The 21,214-nt window shown below is 43.5% G+C and carries 14 protein-coding genes and 1 pseudogene; 11 read left to right on the top strand and 4 right to left on the bottom strand.

Annotated elements, in window-relative coordinates:
• The first annotated feature begins 486 nt into the window (after window positions 1-486).
• Complete coding sequence (locus AC3A14_RS17900; protein WP_318733681.1) at window positions 487-1,848, top strand: hypothetical protein; 1,362 nt, start codon at window positions 487-489, stop codon at window positions 1,846-1,848.
• Between the two features lie 130 nt (window positions 1,849-1,978).
• Here AC3A14_RS17900 and larC read toward each other — a convergent pair whose 3' ends face one another.
• Entirely contained in the window at window positions 1,979-3,274 is a 1,296-nt protein-coding gene (gene larC, locus AC3A14_RS17895; protein WP_318733683.1) for a nickel pincer cofactor biosynthesis protein LarC, read from the bottom strand.
• A 17-nt stretch (window positions 3,275-3,291) separates the two neighbouring features.
• On the opposite strand from larC, the gene AC3A14_RS17890 reads away from it, so the two are divergent.
• The 6 genes from AC3A14_RS17890 (at window position 3,292) to AC3A14_RS17865 (ending at window position 12,398) form a co-directional block, all read left to right on the top strand.
• Complete coding sequence (locus tag AC3A14_RS17890) at window positions 3,292-3,957, top strand: L-threonylcarbamoyladenylate synthase (RefSeq protein WP_318699163.1); 666 nt, start codon at window positions 3,292-3,294, stop codon at window positions 3,955-3,957.
• Between the two features lie 585 nt (window positions 3,958-4,542).
• On the top strand, window positions 4,543-5,799 hold the full coding sequence (locus AC3A14_RS17885; RefSeq protein WP_318733685.1) for a HetZ-related protein: 1,257 nt from the start codon (window positions 4,543-4,545) through the stop codon (window positions 5,797-5,799).
• A 160-nt stretch (window positions 5,800-5,959) separates the two neighbouring features.
• The gene (locus AC3A14_RS17880) at window positions 5,960-8,767 is read left to right on the top strand and encodes an ATP-binding protein (RefSeq protein WP_487779087.1); all 2,808 of its coding nucleotides are present in this window, start codon (window positions 5,960-5,962) and stop codon (window positions 8,765-8,767) included.
• Complete coding sequence (locus tag AC3A14_RS17875) at window positions 8,757-10,169, top strand: hybrid sensor histidine kinase/response regulator (protein WP_318733689.1); 1,413 nt, start codon at window positions 8,757-8,759, stop codon at window positions 10,167-10,169. The genes AC3A14_RS17880 and AC3A14_RS17875 overlap by 11 nt, the downstream gene beginning before the upstream one ends.
• 57 nt (window positions 10,170-10,226) lie before the next feature.
• Window positions 10,227-11,057, top strand: coding sequence for a segregation/condensation protein A (locus AC3A14_RS17870; protein ID WP_318733691.1), 831 nt, complete (start codon window positions 10,227-10,229; stop codon window positions 11,055-11,057).
• A gap of 174 nt (window positions 11,058-11,231) precedes the next feature.
• Complete coding sequence (locus AC3A14_RS17865) at window positions 11,232-12,398, top strand: nucleotidyltransferase family protein (RefSeq protein ID WP_318733693.1); 1,167 nt, start codon at window positions 11,232-11,234, stop codon at window positions 12,396-12,398.
• 69 nt (window positions 12,399-12,467) lie between these two features.
• Here the strand turns inward: AC3A14_RS17865 and rseP are convergent, their stop codons facing one another.
• On the bottom strand, window positions 12,468-13,559 hold the full coding sequence (rseP, locus tag AC3A14_RS17860; RefSeq protein WP_318733695.1) for an RIP metalloprotease RseP: 1,092 nt from the start codon (window positions 13,557-13,559) through the stop codon (window positions 12,468-12,470).
• 59 nt (window positions 13,560-13,618) lie between these two features.
• Window positions 13,619-14,899: a serine--tRNA ligase gene (gene serS, locus AC3A14_RS17855; protein ID WP_318733697.1), complete on the bottom strand. Its 1,281-nt coding sequence runs from the start codon at window positions 14,897-14,899 to the stop codon at window positions 13,619-13,621.
• 163 nt (window positions 14,900-15,062) lie between these two features.
• On the opposite strand from serS, the gene AC3A14_RS17850 reads away from it, so the two are divergent.
• A complete protein-coding gene (locus AC3A14_RS17850) occupies window positions 15,063-15,812 on the top strand; it encodes a class I SAM-dependent methyltransferase (protein WP_318733699.1) in 750 nt (249 codons plus the stop codon).
• An 81-nt stretch (window positions 15,813-15,893) separates the two neighbouring features.
• Window positions 15,894-16,346, top strand: coding sequence for a Crp/Fnr family transcriptional regulator (locus tag AC3A14_RS17845; protein WP_318733701.1), 453 nt, complete (start codon window positions 15,894-15,896; stop codon window positions 16,344-16,346).
• A 199-nt stretch (window positions 16,347-16,545) separates the two neighbouring features.
• On the opposite strand, the gene AC3A14_RS17840 is transcribed toward AC3A14_RS17845, so the two are convergent.
• Window positions 16,546-17,103 (bottom strand): hypothetical protein, encoded by a 558-nt coding sequence (locus tag AC3A14_RS17840; RefSeq protein ID WP_318733703.1) that lies wholly within the window; start codon window positions 17,101-17,103, stop codon window positions 16,546-16,548.
• Window positions 17,104-17,457: 354 nt separating this feature from the next.
• Here AC3A14_RS17840 and AC3A14_RS17835 point away from each other — a divergent pair, with 354 nt between their 5' ends.
• Together AC3A14_RS17835 and AC3A14_RS17830 are read left to right on the top strand one after the other, a co-directional pair.
• Window positions 17,458-20,817: an AAA domain-containing protein gene (locus AC3A14_RS17835; RefSeq protein WP_318733705.1), complete on the top strand. Its 3,360-nt coding sequence runs from the start codon at window positions 17,458-17,460 to the stop codon at window positions 20,815-20,817.
• A pseudogene (locus AC3A14_RS17830) lies at window positions 20,817-21,214 on the top strand (phospholipase D-like domain-containing protein); the annotation flags it as partial. The gene AC3A14_RS17835 and the pseudogene AC3A14_RS17830, both read left to right, overlap by 1 nt.

Here is a 21,214-nt window from a genome sequence, read left to right as displayed (position 1 = left end):
CTTTCAGCTATTCAAGCAATATCAGTCTTAAATAGAAAATGAGTTCGAGTCTCTCCGCCCATACCCAAAAAATTCAATAAACTAGAGGTTTCTAGGCCCTCTTTCTCATAATTATTAAAAAAAGATGGGGGGATGGGCAAGAGTAAACTCATCTCCCCATCTGTTGATAATACACCATTTTAGCTGTGTCACAGCACTACGAATCAAGACAGTTTTGATTTTGGTGAAGGTTATTGGAAGGGTAAAATCCGGTTTTGCCTGTTGCTTCCTGCTTTGCACAAACGTGGGAGCCTGCTGCCATTACACCCAATTGACCCGGAAATAGGTTAACCTGATAAGTAAAGAAAAATTGGAATCCTCTGATTTGATGTAGGATTTGATCGTATTAATGAGATAACTCAAAAGTTTCTAATATAGCAAAGCTTCAACAAAATTGCTGCGCTATATGGCTTGGGGTGCAGAACCATCGAAAAAGGGGCAATTACCATGGGATCTAGCTTAATGGATCAAAACTATCCACCCTCTGGTTTCAAAACAACAGAGCTAAGAAAAAATACTAGTCAATATCAAGAGACCATTTATCGTTATTTCCTAGCTATTGTTAAAACAGACAGTCCAGATCAAGTTCTGCAAAAATTCAGAGGATTATTTATCGATCATATTGAAATTAACGATCGAGCGGTAAATCAGGCGTTGTTCTCTCTTGTATTTGCCAATCAAGAAGAGAATTTTTCCCATACTTTAAAACGCTGTTGTTATATTCTGATTAACAACTGGGAAGCGAGCAGACATCATGATGCCGTTCGAGATTTAGTGAGCAGTTTTGAAGCTCAAAAAATTGGTCGTAATAGCCATTCTATTCCCATTAAGAGACTTAAAGCATGGACGTTAAACTTTATCAACAGTCCGGATTATGAAGGAATTAAACTTTTTTGTGCTAAATTTGACTTAGAAGAACAGACTTGGAGCGATCGCTACACGTCCTATCTGTTAGTTCCCCAATATACTAATCTCCAAAACTCTGCCGAACAACGCCAAGCCGCTAAAGTACGATCTCAAGAACTTAAAGAAAAGTTCAAGTTTGATTTAGCCATGTACACAACCCGGTCTCAGCTCATCCATAAGCGGACTGATGAACCGCCTAAAAACCCTACTGGTTTAGGCGATGAAGTCTTACATCTGATTAAAACCATCCTCCTCAGACGCGGGCCATACAACTATCTTAATTTAGCCAATATCTTTCTACAACAAACTCAGGATATTAGTTATCATGAATTTAAGCAAGCTCTTCAGCGTTACCTCGTTTTTTCAGTCAATGATACTGCTTTTATCCATTTGATTGAAAACCAATTATCCGTTAAGTTAGAAAATGTGTATACTGACTATGATCGTCTTCCCGTAAGTAGAGCGCTACAGTTGAGAACTTGTAACCGAGTTGTAGAATATCTGACGACCGAAGATCGCACTACTCCTTCGACTTTATTTGTGCTGTGGGTAGCTCAAAATAACCCTCTGACGTTGGTGACGATGATGCTGAAACTCATCTTAATCAGTAAGCCAACTAGGGTTCACCTCGAAGCTCGGATTGCCGATTTAATTAGCTATTACAAAAACTATCCAGAACAGGAGTGTAAGTGGTTGATTGATTTCATGGAGGTGTTGAATATTGCCTTTGCGATTTATGCGGATAATGTCCAATACAACTTAGTTCGGATTGACCAAAAAAGCTTGGGTAGTCAGACGGAATCAAATTTAGATAAATATCAAATTTTTTCGCAACTGAATATGGATAATCCGGTTGATTTTGTTCATGAAAATCTTCATGATTTTCTAGAAGAAGAGGAGTGATATAGAGCTTTGCGCTGGGGAATAGGGAATAGGGAATAGGGAATAGGGTTGTGGTATAGCAGAGAAGAAGTTGGTTAGGACAGTTAGGTTATGGTTTGAGGCAATAGGAACTCTAGCAATAGAACATGTCCTAACTCTCCCTTTCTCTGCTATATAGTGAATTCAATTCACCATGAGTCACTGATTTTCCGGAGTGGATATTAATGGTTGAAAGATCGAACTGTTGTAAGGCTAATTCTAGGGCAGTTTGATGAATCTGTCGCCAGGGAAGATTATGTTGGCGGGCAAGCTGGGCGCAATCTTCATATTCGGGTTGTAGATTGGAGAGTTGGTTTCCTCTCCAGGCTAATTTAATCTGAACTGAACCATAGGGTGTTTCTAGAGTGCGGAGTTCTCGACGCAAAATGGAACGCTCTTGGAGGGTGCGGCGAATGCCTAATGTGGTGGTTTCCTGGAATACGATTGTTTCACAGGCAGAAATTTGAGCGGGCGGACAAATGATGGTTAATAGTACGCCTAGGCGGGATTTTTTCATCATGATCGGCTGGGTAAAGACATCTAAGGCTCCCGCAGCAAAGAGTCGATCGCAGCAATAGCCGATCGCCTGGGGACTGAGGTCATCAATCTGAGTTTCCAACAAGGCGATCTGTTCCAAACTTTCCTGCTCTCCTGGGGAACCCACCCACAAGCGCACCAAATTGGGCAGAGGCAACTGGGCCGATCCTGCCCCTAAACCTACACGCTCCAACTTCATGGAGGGAACTGAACCGAAGGTTGTGGCTAAGGTAGTGGCGATCGCCGCTCCTGTCGGGGTAACCAACTCCCGCTCAATGCCATTACTGTAAACCGGAACCTGGGCCATTTCCCACAACTTCAACACCGCCGGAGCGGGAACCGGTAAAATGCCATGGGCTGCCTTCACCGTACCCCCTCCCGTCGGTAGTGCCGAACAAAATAGGCGATCGATCCCTAACCACTCCAACCCCAAACAAGTCCCCACAATATCCACTAAAGCATCCGTTGCCCCCACCTCATGGAAATGAACTCGCTCCGGTTCAATCCCATGAACTGCCGCTTCAGCTAAAGCCAAACGTTGAAAAATCGCTAAACTGCGCTCTTCCACTTGTGGCGCAAGTTTAGCCTCCTCAATCATTTTCACAATTTCCGGTAAATGGCGGCTGCCGTGGGGATGATCGTGATGATCGTGATGATGATCGTGGGAATGCATCAGATCCACATGCACCTTCGTCCCCACTTGACCCTGATGAGTAACTTTTTCAGAGTGTAACTGATACTCATCCTCAATCTGTAAGGATTTTAATTCCTCTTGCAGGTATTCTAGAGGAACTCCTGCATCCACCAGAGCACCCAAACACATATCACCGGCTAAACCGGTGGGACAATCCAGATACCCTATTTTATTCATTCATCTACCCTCAAGTTATGGCAATCTTGTATACCCTACATCCAGAAACACCGCAACAGCGAACCCTTCAAGAGATCAAAAACGCTCTTCAGGATGGAGCAGTGATGTTATATCCAACCGATACAGTGTATGCGATCGGTTGCGATCTCAATGTTAAATCAGGCATCGAGCGCGTCAGACGGATTAAGCAACTCTCTAATGATAAACCGTTAACCTTCCTCTGTTCTTCTCTCTCCAATGTGGCCAGCTATGCCACAGTTAGTGATGTGGCTTATCGAATTATGAAACGTTTAATTCCGGGTCCCTATACCTTCTTGCTGCCGGCAACCAAGGCAGTTCCCCGTCTCGTGATGTCTCCCAAACGCCGGACAACGGGAATTCGAGTGCCCAATAATCCCATTTGCTTAGATCTCTTAAAAGCCCTAGATAATCCTCTGATTTCCACCTCCGCGCACTTAGTGGGTGATGAGGAAATGTCCGCTACTCCCAGCGCTCCCGAATATACCTCTACACAAGAACTCTTTGACCGTCTCGATAAGCTGGTGGATATCATTATTGATGATGGTTTACCGGTTCAATCCCAAGTTTCCACCGTTTTAGATTTAACTGCCATGGAACCAAAAATTGTGCGTGAAGGTCTGGGATGGGAAGCAGCATCGGATTGGGTGTCTGAAGCAAGTTAAATAGACTTCTTGCAGAAGGTGAGGGAATAGGGAATAGGTATTAGATACAGGATTCCTGGATTACTATTCATGTTCTGCTTATTTATGCAAGGGGTCTAATCTGGAGGATCATCACCCCTAGGGTTCGATGATCTTCTTAGGGGTTAAGGAATCAGGGAATCTCAGAGGCATCTACCCCACACAGTCTAGGGAAAAGCAAGAGGCAAAAGGCAATAGATTTTAGGTTTCAGAATTATACGTCTGTCCTAACTGCCAAGGCGGTAGCTATATTTTTTAGCCAGTCCTGCAATTGTCCTACTGAGGAGTTCTCTAGGGGGTTGGCGACTCTACCCCCAAATCAGGGAATTACAAATAGCTTAAAGTCTAGCGTTGACAATGGTTTGGACGATCGCACTTTGAGGAGCGATCGCCAAGTCTTCTCCTGCGCTCTTGTGATGGGGTAGATCTGCACAGATCAAAGAGTGCCACAGTAGCACCCCTTCATTTTCTGAGGGACACCTACAGTCAGAGTATAGACAGCGCGAGGAATTCCAACCGAAACGGTGTCATCACCGGAGTGCATTCAACCCAAAGGAGATTGAAATTATGAATACCAAGTCCAGCCAGTCTGCTACCCTCTCTAACGCCCATCAAATTAACCAACAACCCTCTTTAACCGTTCTTAATTCTTGTGCAACCGTTAAGGAGGAAATTCCGGAGTCTTCTGAGACGGTAATGGATGTAGACGCTTTACTAGAGTTAATTAGCCGCGAGATTCGCAGTGCGATGCAGATTAATTGCCGCTCGATTCAGAGTGTAGCTAAACGGATGGCACGGGAAGTAGAGCGCATTTGCCAAAAGAGCGATCGCATTCAAAAATCGGGAATTATTGAATCTTGGCAACGGACGTTAGCCAATAACCGGATTGAAAAATGCTTGCAATATTATAAACTTGGCTCCCATCAAGGTCGTACTGAACTCCATAGTAATTTGAGTGTGATGGTATATCGCCATGTGGCGAAAAGTAGCGCTCGCTTGGGATTTAAGGCTCGCTATAGTTTAATTGAAGACTTCATGCAAAGCTTTTATGTGGAAACCCTCAAAGCTTTCCGTCGGGAAAATGAACTGACTCAAGACTATAGCCCTCGCACTCGCCTAGAATTAGCTGAATATATGGCGTTTACGGAACAATATGCCAAACGACGGATTAATTTACCGGGGGGCATTTCCCAACGCTTGATTGTCCTCAGAGCGCAAGGGTTTTCTCGCCGTCAACCGCAAGAGATGTCGGTCGATATAGAAATGGCAGTGGAGTCGGGTAAGACGGAAGAAGCGCAAATGTATAGTAGAGATCCTGCACTCCATCAAATTCGGGAGAAAATGGTTGCTGGTGCGGTTGATCCCTCAGAGTCAGTATTGCGCGATCGCGTGATTCGGGAATTAACCCAATATCTCGAAGCTCAGGAACAATTGGATTGTATCGATTACCTGAAGCTCAAGCTGCAAGACTTCTCAGCTACCGAAATTGATGAAACCCTCGGTTTGACTCCTCGCCAACGGGACTATCTGCAACAACGGTTTAAGTACCATGTAGAGAAATTTTCCCGCTTCCATAACTGGCATTTGGTTCACCAATGGCTGGGCGCAGATCTCGATCAAAATCTCGGCATGGCTCCTTCCCAATGGCAACAGTTCTTCAATCAATTGGCTCCTGAGCAGCAACAACTGTTCCAACTCAAGCAAGCGGGAATTGAGGATGCTCAAATTGCTACGACCATTGGTTGCACCCCGAAGCAATTACAAAAGCGCTGGAATAAATTACTGGAATTGGCTTGGAAAGCACGTAATCAGGTCAACTCCTAATGAGAACAGCGCGGTGAGGATGTGATAAAGGGGATCTTCAATTCAGACTGTTCACCTCGAACACTCTTCTCTCCCCTTTTTACCTTATGCTACTATTAAGGGTTGAATCTTTTGCATCCCATCAATCCATCCTTTTATTTTCGCCTCTTCAAACCCGCTCATGGCAGGGAAACTTAAAAACCCTTTATTTCCAGAGTCTAAACAAGTACCGCTTGGTTGGGTTCTAATTGTACCTTTTCTGATTCAGATTTTTGCCGCAGTGGGTTTAACCGGTTGGTTTTCCCTACGCAATGGTGAAACTGCGGTTGAACAGGTGACGACTCAACTGCGAAATGAACTGACTGCTCGCATTGATGAGCATCTGGCAACCTATCTGCAAACGCCCTATTTAGTTAATCAGATTAATGCACAGGCGATCGCCAGCGGTCAATTAAACATCAATGATGAAGTAGCGGTTCGCACCCACTTATGGCAACAAATTCAACTGTTTCCCCAGATTGCCCAAATTGGGTTTGCGAGTACCGACGGCTCTTTCCGTGCAGTTAATCATCATTCGACTCCTTTCTCGTTTGAATGGATTGTCAGCAACCCCAAGCCCTCGCCAAAGATTAATATTTATACCCTAGATAATCAAGGAAATCCTCAGTCATCATCGACTCAAGACTCCTTCATGGATCTCCGCCAAGAAAATTGGTATCAAGAAGCACTAAGAAACAAAGATCTGATTTGGACTCAACAACAGATTTATCCTAATCAAACCCCAGCACTCATCCTCAATGCAAGCCAGCCTTTATACCAGAACTATGGCCAAATTACCGGGGTTCTCAAAACCAGCCTCAGCCTAGTCCAAATCAACGATTTTTTACAAGGCTTACAGATTGGGCGATCGGGGCAAACGTTTATTATGAATAGTCAGGGGGATTTAATTGCCAGTTCTCTGCCCGAACTCTCCTCCAATAATCAACCCCAAACCACCTTTCCGATCGCCGCAGAAAATAGTCCCCATGCCCTGATTCGGTTAACCACAAAACAGATACAAACTGAAGGGGGAAATATTGAGCAAATCCAGGAATCCTATCAACTCAATTTTTTATTTAAGCATCAACGACAATTTGTCCAAGTTACTCCCATCGAAAACAATCAAGGTCTCGATTGGTTAATTGTCGTTATCATCCCTGATTCAGACTTTAGGGGAGTTATTTATGAAAATATCCGCAATACCATTTTACTGTGTTTTTTCGCTTTGATCGTGGCAGCCAGTCTAGGATTAGTAACAGCCCGCTGGATTTCTAAACCCATTTTGAACTTAATTCACGCCTTAGAATCAATTTCAGCAGGCAACCTAGATCAAACTTTAAATATCGATCAATCTCGATTACCTAAAATTCATGAACTAGAAATTTTATCTCGGTCTTTTAACCAAATGGCGGCTCGATTTCGTCAGTCCTACGAGGAATTAGAAATTCGGGTGCAATTGCGAACATTTGAGTTAAAAGAAGCCAAAGAAGCAGCCGATGCAGCTAATTCTGCGAAAAGCGAGTTTCTCGCCAACATGAGTCATGAATTACGCACTCCTCTCAATGGTATTCTAGGATATACTCAAATCTTAAAACGCTCTCCCAATATCCCCGAAAAAGAAGAAGACGGGATTGACATTATTCACCAATGTGCTACCCACTTACTTACCCTGATCAATGACATTCTAGATCTGTCTAAAATTGAAGCCAGAAAACTAGAAATCGATCCCTCTGATATCAATTTTAATACATTTTTAGACGGAGTTGCCGAGATTTGTCGAATTCGCGCCGATCAAAAAGGGATCGCCTTTCATTATTCCCCCGATCCAGCCTTACCTCATGGCATCCATGCTGATGAAAAACGAATTCGTCAAGTCCTCATTAATTTACTCGGAAACGCAATTAAGTTCACGGATACTGGACAAGTTTTGTTTGAGATCAAAACCTTAGAGAAGATCCATACAAAAGAACAAAAAATCCATAAAATTCGCTTTCAAATTCAAGATAGTGGTATTGGCATCTCCCCTGACAAACTCGAAGCCATTTTCTTGCCGTTTGAACAGGTTGGAGATGTCTCCAAAAAAGCTTCAGGGACTGGATTGGGATTAGCCATTAGTCAAAAAATAGTGGCAATGATGGGCAGTGAAATTCAGGTAGAAAGTGAACTCGGTCAAGGAAGCTTATTCTTTTTCGATTTAGAGTTGCCTGAAGTGTTACAATTTTCAGAGGAGTTTGCTGCTCTTGAATCTAAAGAAATCATTGGATTTGAAGGACTTGAAAATGTCAACATTATGGTCGTTGACGCTCATTGGGAAACTCCCTCCATTATTACTAATCTGTTAGCACCTATGGGATTTACCGTCACGCAAGCGAATCAGGGTCAAGAGGCTCTAGAATTACTGCCTGTATTTGTACCCGATTTAATCATTACTGATTTAGACATGCCGGTTATGGATGGCATTGAATTAATCAAAGAAGTGCGATCGCGTGAAAATTGGCAAGATTTACAAATTATTGTCTCTTCTGGGCGTGTATTTGCAGAGGATCGCAACCGCTCTCTAGAAGTCGGTGCGAATGCATTTTTACCTAAACCTTTAGACACTCATCGCCTTCTAGAACAAATTCAAAGCTGCTTAAATATTGAGTGGATTACTCAACCGGAATCAACCGAAACTACAGATGAACATCTGGCGGTTCCAATTGTCTCTCAATCCTCTAAGACTCTTTCGATCCCCGATCGAGAAAATCTAGCCGAATTATATCGTTTGGCAATGGAAGGAAATCTAAAGAAAATTCAAAAGAAAGTGAATTTAATTGCTGAAGCTAATCCGAATCTGAGTCCTTTCTGCGAGCAAGTCAATCGATTGGCGAAAGAGTTTAAGGAAAAAGAACTACTCGAACTCATTGAAACTCATTATCAGAGCCTCAGAGGAGACAGTCATGAGCAATAATAGCGATCCTGAATTGAATATTATCTTAATTGTAGATGACAATCCAAACAACTTAGCTGTTTTATCTGATTTTCTTGATGAATCTGGATTTGAGATTAGGGTTGCTAGAGATGGAGAAAGTGCCTTAGAAAAGGTGAACTACGCCCCTCCAGATTTGATTTTGCTAGATGTTATGATGCCGGGTATTGATGGATTTGAAGCCTGTAGACAGTTAAAATCCAATCCGGAGACGGAAGCTATTCCCGTTATTTTTATGACAGCTTTATCCGATACGGTGGATAAGGTAAAAGGACTGGAGTTAGGAGCAGTTGACTATATTACTAAACCTTTTTCTCAAGAAGAGGTGTTAGCTAGGGTAAGGCTACATTTGAGGCTGAGGAAGATGGCTGAGAAGTTAGCCGAACAAAATGAAATGCTGAAGCAAGAAATCGAAGAGAAAAATCGTGCTGAGGTAGCCCTGCAAGGGCTAACTCAAGAGTTGGAACAACGGGTAAACGAGCGAACTGCCGAGTTGCAACAGGCGCTTATAGATTTGCAAGATGCTCAGGTGCAGTTGGTGCAAAATGAAAAAATGTCTACATTGGGTCAATTGGTGGCAGGGGTTGCCCATGAGATTAATAACCCAGTGGGGTTTATTATGGGAAATTTAAGCCATGCCCAGCAGTATATTCAGGATATTATTGAACATCTAAATTTATATCAAAAATGTTATCCAGAACCGGATCTAGAAATTCAAGATCATTATGAAGAGATTGAATTGGATTTTTTGCTGAAGGATTTGCCAGATTTGATTGGTTCAATGCACGAAGGGACAGATCGGATTCGTAATATTAGTCGGTCTTTGAGAACGTTTTCGCGATCGGATATAACGAGTAAGGTTAGTAGTGATATCCATGAGGGAATTGATAGTACTTTGCTGATTCTCAAACATCGATTGAAAGCAACCCAGGAGCGCCCGGCGATCGCCATTATCAAAAAGTATGGAGATGTGCCGGAAATCACCTGCTATCCGGGTCAACTGAACCAGGTGTTTATGAATTTGCTGGCGAATGCCATTGATGCCTTAGATGAATCGAATCAGGGACGCACGTTCCAAGAGATTGAAAGCAATCCCAACCAAATTACGATTCAAACCCAATTGTCGCCTTCCCAAAGGGAAGCGATCATTACGATTGAAGATAATGGTAAGGGTATCCCCGAAGAGATTCGCAATAAAATATTCGATCATCTCTATACCACGAAAGCCTATGGACAAGGGACGGGTTTAGGACTCTCGATTAGTCGGCAAATTGTGGAAGAAAAACATGGGGGTAAACTGACCTGCCATTCAGCGAGCGTTTGTGCCAGCGAAACGGAGTTTTATCGCGGTTGTATCTTTACTATTACCCTGCCTATAACCTAAAACTACCCCTTCGCTATAGTAGAAGAGCAGTCTAGCGCGATCTGGAGTCCACACTTAATGAATTCTGCTTCTTTGCCTCCCTTGGAGTCGGATCGACCAGAGGAATTGCGATCGTGGCAATCCTCCCCTTCTCCCCAAGATATGGGGATTTCTTTACTGATCGAAATGGCTCAACGGGGGGAAATCGATCCTTGGGATGTGCAAGTTATTGATGTGATCGATCGCGTCTTAGAGCAGCTCAACGCCCGTGCTGCCATGACTCCCGAAGACCAGAGTGTGAATCGGGCGGACTTATCAGAATCTGGCCAAGTTTTTCTCTATGCTTCCATGTTAGTCCTCTTAAAAGCCGAAAGCTTAGAAGAAGATAGTAATGACCTCTCTCCAGAAGACTTAGCAGCCGAAATGGAGGACTATGACGATCGGCCTGATGGCAATCGTCCTCGGATTCCTTTCCGCTTAGAAAACCAACTGCGTCGCCGAGCCATTGCTAGACCTCTGAAACAACGGCGAGTGACTCTGCAAGAGCTGATCGATCAACTGCAAACGATGAGCCAAACGCTCGCCGATCGCTCGGAGAAGTCACCGCGTCGTCGCGCCCTTTCTCGCGCTCAAACAGCCAAAGTTATCCGTCAGTTGGCTCATGAGGAAAATTTATCAGAAGTGGCGGAAAAATTAGAGAAATTTCTCAGTCAATATGGGTCAGTTGAGGAAGAGCAACCGGAATGGCTGGAACTCGAGCAACTGCTCGTCTCCCATCCCCAATGCGATCGCGTGGGCACATTTTGGGGTTTACTTTTGCTCTCTGCCCAATCCAAAGTCGAATTAAAGCAAGAAGAATTTTACCAAGACCTAAAAATCCGTGTTCTGGGCGAACTGAGTCCGGCTTAAGGATTTTTTACCCAAAAATCGACAGATTCCAAGGTTAAAGAGTAGAATCACTGATAATCTAATATAAATATGGATCAGGTTGTTATCGAACGCCAAAACCCGATCGGCCAATCCCGATTAGGCTATTGGAACACCCGTAGTGATCAAAAAACTGTGGTTGAGGAATAGACAATTATGAAAGCCATGATTCTGGCGGCTGGTAAGGGAACTCGTGTCCGCCCCATCACTTACACCATTCCCAAACCGATGATTCCCATCCTACAAAAACCGGTAATGGAGTTTCTCCTGGAACTATTGCGCCAGCATGGTTTTGACCAGGTGATGGTCAATGTGAGCCACTTGGCCAATGAAATCGAAAGTTATTTTAGGGACGGACAACGGTTTGGGGTTCAAATTGCTTATTCTTTTGAAGGAAGAATTGAATCTGATGGAACTTTGGTCGGGGACGCATTAGGCTCGGCAGGCGGAATGCGCCGAATTCAAGATTATAATCCATTTTTTGATGATACCTTTGTGGTTCTGTGTGGCGATGCCCTGATTGATTTGGATTTGACGAAGGCGGTTAAGTGGCATAAAGAAAAAGGAGCGATCGCCACGGTGATTATGAAATCTGTTCCGAAAGAGCAAGTTTCTAGCTATGGGGTAATTGTTACCGATGAGGATGGACGGGTGAAGGCCTTCCAAGAAAAACCCTCCGTTGAAGAAGCCATTAGCACAGATATTAATACCGGGATTTATATCTTTGAGCCAGAAGTGCTTAATTATGTCCCCTCTGGCCAGGAGTATGATATTGGAGGCGAATTGTTTCCTAAGTTAGTGGAAATGGGAGCGCCATTTTATGGCATTTCCATGGATTTCCAATGGGTTGATATTGGCAAAGTGCCGGACTATTGGCGAGCAGTGCGTGGGGTGCTGCTCGGAGAAATTAAGAATGTGTCGATTCCTGGACACGAGGTTGCCCCTGGCATTTATACCGGTCTCAATGTGGCGATTAATTGGGATAAGGTGGATATTACTGGCCCTGTTTATATTGGCGGCATGACTAAGATTGAAGATGGCGCGAAAATTGTCGGCCCGGCCATGATTGGCCCGAGTTGTCATATTTGTAGCGGGGCGACGGTGGAAAATAGTGTAATTTTTGAGTATTCTCGCCTGGGTGCAGATGTGCGGCTGATCGATAAACTGGTCTTTGGACGCTATTGTGTGGATAAAACCGGCGCATCGATTGATGTGCGATCGGCTGCTTTAGATTGGTTGATTACGGATACCCGTGCTGTGCCACCGCCTGTGCCTCCAAAAGAGCAACAGGCGATCGCCGAATTATTAGAATCTGATTCTTAACCTTATCCATGAATGAGGACAGGCAAGGGGCTGGGGCCCCTTGTTAAGCGCCATCATACAGAACTGGGATTACTCCAGTAGTTGTTGAATAAACTCCAATTGGGTGGTATCGCGAATAATCAAGAAAATTCCCAAACCTAATAACAACATAATTCCAGTTTGCATGACATTTTCTTGGACTTTAGTGGGCAAGGGTTTACCCCGCAATCCTTCAACTAAGAGAAATGCCAATTGACCTCCATCGAGGGCAGGTAGAGGCAAGATATTTAAAATCGCCAAATTGACACTAATAATGGCAGCAAAAAAGAGTAAACTGCCGGAATCCGATCGCGCTAACTTAGCCCCTTCCTCCACAATTCTCACCGGCCCACCCACTTGACCAGCCATAGAGCTAAAATTGGTGATCAGTTGACCGAAGCCTTGAACCGTCCGCACCACAATATCTTCAAACTGCTCTGCGGCTAAACCTAAAACTTCAAACGGGCTTTGAGGCGATCGATAGGTGGGCGTACCATTGGGAAATAACTGTACCCCAATCCGTCCTTTTCCATCTGGCCCGGGTTGAGGAGTGACTCGCAACGGAATTATTTTATTCTCCCGTTCAACGGTTAAGTTTAACGGTTGGTTGGGAGCCGATTGAATGGTTTCTTGGACTACACCAATCGCACGTTCTGAAGCCCCTAATTGTTGGCCATCGATACTAACGATAATATCTCCGACACGAATACCGGCTTGAGCCGCAGGAGTATCACTGGAAAGGACTTGAGGGACTAAAACTCCGGGTTGATAATTAATGCCATCGGGAACCCCTTGAAACCCAAACTGAAGCACCAAAACCAGATAGGCAAAAATCAAATTGGCAATTACCCCGGCACTAATGACGATCGCCCGGTCTAATAAGGGACGATTATTGAGTAAATCGGGGTCATCTGGGGGAATGGTACTATCGGGGTCTTCATCTGGAAATCCGACAAACCCCCCTAGGGGGATGGCTCGAATCGCATATTCTGTTTCTGGCCCCTGATATTTCCATAAGATGGGGCCAAAGCCTAAAGAAAACCGGTTGGCATGAATCCCCTGTAGACGGGCGGCCAAAAAATGGCCCAATTCATGCACAATAATCAAAACTACAAGAACTGCGATCGCTGCCAAATAACCCATAGGAGTTGATAAACTTGAACACTGAACAACACTATTTCCTTATTGTAGGCGGTAATTCCCTACAAAACTTCCCGTCCTAAATAGGGTTGCAGGACTTCCGGAACAGTCACCGCACCGTTGGGTTGTTGATAATTCTCTAAGATAGCCGCCATCGTGCGCCCGATCGCCAACCCCGATCCATTTAAAGTATGGAGATATTGGGTTCCTTTTTTCTTTGCCTCGCGGAAGCGAATATTACCGCGTCGTGCCTGAAAATCGCCACAGTTGGAACAACTGGAAATTTCCCGATATTTCTCTGACGAGGGCAACCACACCTCTAAATCATAGGTTTTCACGGCAGAAAAGCCTAAATCTCCAGTACATAATTCAATTACCCGATAGGGCAATTTCAATGCTCGCAGCACTGACTCTGCCTGCTGTACGAGGGCTTCTAACTCCTCGGCTGAGGTTTCCGGACGCACAAATTTAAACATCTCTACCTTATTAAACTGGTGCAGCCGAATTAAGCCTCGCGTATCCCGTCCATAGCTTCCTGCTTCCCGACGGAAACAGGGGGTAAAGGCACAATGATAGAGAGGTAGCTCGTCTGCGTTGAGGATTTCATCCCGATAGAGGCTAGTAATAGGGACTTCTGCGGTGGGTGTGAGCCACAGATCGTCTTTTTCACACTTAAAGCTCTCTTCAGCGAATTTTGGTAATTGCCCAGAAGCGGTGAGAGAGTCGCTATTAATCAGGAAGGGGGGCATAATTTCTGTATAACCGGCCTGAATATGGCGATCGAGCATAAACGAAATTAACGCTCGCTCTAAAGCTGCTCCAGCCCCCATTAACGTCACAAAGCGACTTTGGGCAATCCGCACCGATCGCTCAAAATTCAAGATGCCCAATTGTTCCCCAATTTCCCAGTGAGGGAGAATATTCGGAGTCTGGGGTAAATATTCATCCCCCCAGCGCCGCACTTCCACATTTTCTTCCTCGCTCTTACCCACTGGGGTAGAATCATCAGGAAGATTGGGTAAGGGCAGGAGTAACTCGGCGACTTGGGCTTTCAGGTCTTTTTCTTGGGGTTCGAGTTGGGCAAGTTCGGCCTTAACTTGGTTTCCTTCCTCCTTCAGTGCCTGAATTTCCGGGGATTGGGGTGAAGTTCCCGATTTGATCTTTTGCCCCACCTGTTTGCCAATCTCGTTACTTTTCGCTTGCAGTTGGCTGCGTTGCGTTTCTAGGTCTCGTTGTTGGCGATCGAGGTCTAAAATAGTCTGGAGGTCATAATCTGGCCCTCGACTGTTCAGTTTCGCTTGAACCTGTTGGGGATTGTCTCGGATTTGTTTAATGTCCAGCACCGGTTTTTCCTGTAAATAAAGCTGACCCTACACCGATCAGAATATCATCTGCTCAGTCGAGTGGTAAGTTAGGCGATCGGAGTCTGGAATTGGCGATCGCCTGGTTATCTATAGCCAATCAAGACCGACGAACCAACCTTTTATACTATTACACAGACGAACAATGGACATTGAGAACGTGGATTTTGAAATAGAATTACCAGAGCTGGAAAGTGTCCGCGACCTAACCATTCATGAAGAGTTTTTCTGGTTAATCCAGAATGGACAAAAGCGAAAAATTCGGCTACACAACTACTCTGAAATCTATAAAATCAACTTTCTCTACGAATATGTGATGAATCAGTTAGACTACCAATCCCATAGCGTCCTTAGTTCTTTATTGGTGAAACAATTTACCCAAGCTGGCGGTAAAATTGAAGATATGGTAGTGCTAGATATGGGAGCAGGAACCGGCCTAGTGGGCCAAACTTTAGCCAACTTAGGGGTGAACTCTATTGTAGGAATTGATCGAATTCCCGAAGCGGCAGAAGCGGCTCAACGTCAGTACCCTGGTATTTATGAAAATTACTATGTGGGAGAGTTTAATCTTTTGCATCAAGGGAGTAGGAATACATTTACAAATCGAGACTTCAACTGCTTAATGTGTTGTTCAGCCATTGCCCCAGGTCACATTGGAGAAGAATTCAGTTTCATCTTTAATCAGATTACTCCCCAGGGATGGGTCACTTTTAATGTCGCTCAGTATTTCTGGGAAGATGAGAGTGAAGCAGGATTTCACCAGCAAAATTCCTGGGTCAACAATCCCAACATCTTTGAGATAGTTGAGACCCAAACCTACCGACATCGAGGGTATATGGATAACCGTTCCTTAGACTACCTAGCCATTGTTGGTCGCAAGCTCTCTAGTTTTTGAGTCATTTTTTCTGTCACTGTAGATAAGTCGGTCTGTGACGACCGAGATCGACCCTTTCAAAACAACCAAAGGTAAGTTTCTATGCTAGATCTCAATGAACGTTTGGCAATTGTGCGGCAAGTTCCCATTTTCCAGGAAATTGAGAATGAGGAAATTTTGGAACATCTCAATGCTGCTTTACTGGAATTATGGTATCCTGCCGGTCATTTGATTCTTGATGAAGGGCGAAAGGGGGGATTACTGTATATTCTTTTATCAGGGAAAGTTGAAGTCGTTAAGGATCATGCAGTGTTAGCCCAATTGGGTAAGGGGGATTTTTTCGGCGAGATGTCGATTTTCAATGCTGCGCCCCTCTCCGCTTCTGTCCGTGCAGTTGACGAATGTGAGGTACTTTTGTTAACTCAACAGCAATTGTATGAAGCGATCGAGGTTTCGCCAGGGGTAGCGGTCTATATTATTCGCATTTTGTGTCGGCGGGTGAATCAGATGAATCAAGCATTATCTGAGTTTCAAGCACAGAAATCTAATCAATAATTGAGTTAATAATTAACTTAATTGTTAATCGATATCGGTTTATTTGTAAAACTCTGCTTCTTCAATAATACCTTTACTATTTTTCGGTAGGTTGGGTTTTATTTTTCAACCGAACCTACCCATAAAGACATTTTCGATGTTGGCGAAGGGATGCTTCAAGAAGCCGGGTTTCTGAGCATCTTATACCTTACGTTATATTTTAAGAACCGGCGAGGATGAAATCGACTTCATCCGTGCCGCCAGTTTCACCTTGACCGGAAGTGATTTGCTCGCCATTAACTTCGACTGCCATGGGAGTCTCTTGCAGGTTAATGTTATAGTCTGTTGCATCTGCGGTATACCCTACACTAGCGACCATTTGCCGCCCGGCATCGGTATAGACAAATGCCAACATTTGATTCTTTTCTTTGTTGTTATCGTAAGCCCAAATCACCATATACTGGGTGTCTTGGTAGTCAAAGATTTTGGGGGCACGGGTGGGCACATAGCGCCCAGGAGCACCAAAACTCGCATCTAAAAAGCCTTGTACAGACTCTGGTTCTACACTCACATACTGAATTACTGGGTCGCCAGAAGAGTAAGAAGCCATTTGGGCTACGGCAGCTTGTTCTGCGGCTTCTGCGGCTGCATCATCATTGAGGTTTCCTGCTACAGGTTCCTCTTTACCTCGGTTGCGAAAATAATCAACTGCCATTTTTGTGCCAATTCCACCGACGGCGGCGACACCAGCACCAATGAGTAGGTTGCGAAGTTTCATTTTTTCTCCTCATGGTTAGAGAGTATGGGTTTAATCTACCATTACCGATCGCCCATTGGTAAGTTGCTTTTAGATCTCGGTGGGATTCTGAAGAGGGGTAGGATAGATGAGGGTGGCGATCTGCCTAAAATCACCCAGTTCTGCTTTCGCTTAAGTCTGTAACGCCAGGGAAACAGATATTGAACTACCCTCTGCTAGTGGTAATGTTATCACCTATTCACAGGAAAATCTACCCAGTAATGCAGGGCTGGGCTAAGATGGAAGGAAGACTTAACTTAACCAGTTAAACACGCAACCATGCCTCGCATTATTAACGATCGCTACCTACTACTGCCTAACCCCCGTTCAGGTGGAATGGCAGACGTATATAAGGCCAATGACTACCAAAAAGAGGGTCAGCAAGTAGCAGTCAAAGTCTTTAAACATGGGCAAATTAAGCTAGGAATTCAATCAGAATCGTTCAGACGTGAAAAGCAAATTCTTGCACAACTCAAACACCCTAGCATTATTGATCTTCTTGACTCAGGGCAAGATAAAGAAACCAAAGAACAATTCCTGGTTTTGGACTGGGTGGAGAACAATTTAGAAGGACTTCTTAAAGAGTCACCCTTAGACGGATGGGACTCTTACTGGGAAAGGCTTGCTCTGCCAATACTGAAAGCCCTTGCATTTGCACATGAACGTCAATGTGTGCATCGAGATATCAAACCCAGCAACATTCTAGTTGGGCAAGATGGCAGAATAAAGTTAGCTGATTTTGGCATCTCAAAACTTAGAAGTTATTTTCAGCCGACTGTCACATTGCGAGAATTCGTTTCTCGTCCCTTCACGCCACCAGAAGAGGACGATGGATCGTACCCATATACCCGTGATGTATTTAGTTTTGGGGTAGTGACACTAAAATGCCTGACAAATGTTGACCTTGTTGACTACGCTAGTATTCAAACGGCGATCGCTAATCTTGACGCACCGCCCGAAATTATCGAGATTATTGAACGTTCAGTTGCAAAAGATCCTGCTGAACGGCAACTCAATGCAGAAGTCTTGTTAGCAGAAATAGATGCTATTCAGCAGAAGCGATCTCGTTCACAAACAAGCCGACAATATACTTGCTACTTACAGCTTACTCGGAGCGCCTTAAGAAATCTTCAGAACGAGTTTGAGCAATCTGAAAAAGAAATAGAGATAAATTTACTTGAAGATTTAAATTCAGGATGTGGCTTTTTAAAAAAAATAGACCATAAAAATAATGGTTTATATTCAGACAATAAATACTCAGTTTTTGGTTTTTCATACCGATATCTAGTTGCAGCAGAGCAAGATCACTTAGCTGTAATTAATGCTCAGAGCTTTTCAAGTGCTATTCTTGAACAGAATCGCGAGCGCTCTTGGCAACCTCTTTATGAATTTAAATTTGGGAAACCTATAGTCAAATGGGAAGCAGAGGATGTTATCCGGGAATTGAGGTTATCGATTGAAGAACATGAGGCAAACTTAAGACAAACAAGAGTTGAAGAAGAGAAGGAGCAAATATTTCGAGTTTGGTGGGATATCCTGAGAGCTAAGACTGATTGGGAAGAGCAGAGGGAGAAATCTCTTAAGTATCTTACCTTCAAAACCGATCGTAATCGAGTCATTTTTCAATTAGCAGAATTGCCTGAAGATGATATTGTTGGGCAGTCTCGTCATGTCAAAAATTCTAAGGGGTTCAGCCTATTAGGTGGAGATGTTATAGAGGTAGAAAGTGATGAATTACATCTATATGTTAGATACGGACAAACAGATCGACTACCTCAACAGGGTGAACTTTCTTTCGATACTCGATTGGCTGAAATTGCGATTAATCGACAGAAAAGTGCTTTAGATGCCATTCGATACGATCGCGCTGTTCGTTCTGATTTGCGAAATCTATTAATCAACCCTGATGAGATTAAAGTTCCTACTTTAGAGTCTGAAGTTCAGTTTATCCAGGATTTGAACGCATCACAGCAGGAAGTCGTGATATCTGCTCTCTCAATGCAAGACTTTTTATTGGTACAGGGACCACCAGGTACAGGAAAAACAACTTTTATCACGGAAGTTATTCTACAAACACTTCAACAAAATCCTGAAGCACGAATTTTACTTAGCTCTCAGACTCATGTTGCGCTAGATAATGCATTAGAACGGATTCAAGCTAAGAATCCCAACTTGAAACTCATCCGAATTGGCAGTCCCGAAAGAGTTTCAGAAGGTGTTCACTCATTACTTTTAGAGGAGCAAATGGAGAAGTGGCGCGAGGATGCACTAGCAAAAGGTCAAGATTTTCTAGCTGATTGGTCGGTGAATCATGGAATATCTCAAAAACATTTGGAGAAAGCAATCTTATTCCAGGATCTCAAAAATATTGTGCTAGAGATAGAAAACTTGAGGGTAGAACTACAGCGTCGAAAGCAAGAAAAAGAAGAAAATTACCCTGATTTAGTAAGTTTGAAAGGAAAACAAAAACGAAGAATATTAGCGGCACAAGAACAAGAGTTTAGCCAATTAAACGAAGAAATCGAAGAATTACAGAAAAAGGCAAAATATTTACGAGATGAACAAAAGCAAAAAGTCAAGCGTCTTCAGGGAATAACTAAACTCAAAGCTAATGAGTTATTAAAATTGACCAGTGTAGAGCTAGAGCATCAGAGCAATAATTTGATTGACCCAAATGCACCCAACGCTAAATCACTTCAGCAACTTATAAACCTGCAAACAGAATGGTTCGATCAATTTGGTCGTAATGAACGATTTAACGATCCATTAATTAAGCGATCGCAACTTGTTGCTGGAACTTGTATCGGCATTTCAAGGGCAATTAATGATTCTGAATTTGACCTTTGTATTGTAGATGAGGCTTCCAAAGCAACTGCGACAGAAGTCTTAGTACCAATGTCGCGTTCTATCAAGTGGCTGTTGGTAGGAGATCCAAAACAACTTCCACCCTTTCAAGATGAAGCCAGTCGAAATACTGGTTTTCTTGAGCAATACGAATTAACTCCAGAAGATGTTCGGGAAACTTTGTTCGATCGCTTTCTAAAAGTTTTACCGGATGAATGCCAGAAACTGCTGGCTACTCAACATCGAATGGTAGAACCAATTGGTAAACTCATTAGTACCTGTTTCTATGATGGTAAACTAGAAAGTAGCGGACCTGAAATTGATAAGATTTTAAGTAAAGCTTTACCCCAACCTGTTACGTGGCTAACGACATCAAAACTTCCTAATAGTCGCGAGCAAAGTGCTAATTCTAGCTTTAATAATTCCTGTGAAGTTACTGTCATCTTTCAATGGTTGAAGCAACTAAATCAAGCAGCTACGGAAGCCAAGAGGAATTATGAAGTAGCAGTTTTAAGTGGTTATGCGGCACAGTTGAAATTGCTGAAGCGTAGGTTAGATGCAAAACAACGTAGCTTGCAGGCATTAGCAATTGAGTGCAATACCGTTGATGCTTTTCAGGGACGTGAAGCTGATATCCTAATTTATTCTATCACTCGCTCCAACAAAGATGGAAAAATCGGCTTTTTACGCGATGAAGCTAGGTTGAATGTTGCCTTATCTAGAGGTCGGGTTGGTCTTTTAATTGTAGGCGATCATCAGTTTTGTCGGTCATTGATTCATAGCCCTTTGAGTCATGTTTTACGCTACATTGAACAAAATTCAGAAGACTGCATTTGTAAGGAGGTAAGCTGATGAACCGGGAATCAGAGTTTATTTCTATCTCTTCTGAGGATCTACGTCGCTATGATAACCGTCCTGGCTTTGACTTAGTTAGTTGCCAAGAAGTGGGTTTGCCTGTCTATAAAATTACCATTGATATTCTGACTCAAATTCGCAAGTCTATTCCGCCAATTGAAGAGTTTGTTCTAAGATCGATTGATGCTGGGTTATCTTCTGAAGAGGAAATCGCAGGATTTTTAGGTTTGGAATTCTCAACAACGAGGGAGGCAATGGTAAATCTTAGACTGAGTGAATATATAGATTTAATTGCTCCTGATGCTTCACCGATTCAAACATGGAAACTAACTAAGAAGGGTGAGAGGACTTTAGGAGAAGCTAAAATTATTGTTCCAGAGGAACGAACTTTCGA

This window comes from Roseofilum sp., assembly GCF_982964205.1.
This window is presented reverse-complemented; position numbering and strand designations above follow the sequence as displayed.

Bases quoted from the DNA above. Each gene is read 5' to 3' on its own strand.
- AC3A14_RS17900 (WP_318733681.1), top strand. From the start codon at position 487: ATGGGATCTAGCTTAATGGATCAAAACTATCCACCCTCTGGTTTCAAA.
- larC (WP_318733683.1), bottom strand. From the start codon at position 3,274: ATGAATAAAATAGGGTATCTGGATTGTCCCACCGGTTTAGCCGGTGAT.
- AC3A14_RS17890 (WP_318699163.1), top strand. From the start codon at position 3,292: ATGGCAATCTTGTATACCCTACATCCAGAAACACCGCAACAGCGAACC.
- AC3A14_RS17885 (WP_318733685.1), top strand. From the start codon at position 4,543: ATGAATACCAAGTCCAGCCAGTCTGCTACCCTCTCTAACGCCCATCAA.
- AC3A14_RS17880 (WP_487779087.1), top strand. From the start codon at position 5,960: ATGGCAGGGAAACTTAAAAACCCTTTATTTCCAGAGTCTAAACAAGTA.
- AC3A14_RS17875 (WP_318733689.1), top strand. From the start codon at position 8,757: ATGAGCAATAATAGCGATCCTGAATTGAATATTATCTTAATTGTAGAT.
- AC3A14_RS17870 (WP_318733691.1), top strand. From the start codon at position 10,227: ATGAATTCTGCTTCTTTGCCTCCCTTGGAGTCGGATCGACCAGAGGAA.
- AC3A14_RS17865 (WP_318733693.1), top strand. From the start codon at position 11,232: ATGAAAGCCATGATTCTGGCGGCTGGTAAGGGAACTCGTGTCCGCCCC.
- rseP (WP_318733695.1), bottom strand. From the start codon at position 13,559: ATGGGTTATTTGGCAGCGATCGCAGTTCTTGTAGTTTTGATTATTGTG.
- AC3A14_RS17850 (WP_318733699.1), top strand. From the start codon at position 15,063: ATGGACATTGAGAACGTGGATTTTGAAATAGAATTACCAGAGCTGGAA.
- AC3A14_RS17845 (WP_318733701.1), top strand. From the start codon at position 15,894: ATGCTAGATCTCAATGAACGTTTGGCAATTGTGCGGCAAGTTCCCATT.
- AC3A14_RS17840 (WP_318733703.1), bottom strand. From the start codon at position 17,103: ATGAAACTTCGCAACCTACTCATTGGTGCTGGTGTCGCCGCCGTCGGT.
- AC3A14_RS17835 (WP_318733705.1), top strand. From the start codon at position 17,458: ATGGCAGACGTATATAAGGCCAATGACTACCAAAAAGAGGGTCAGCAA.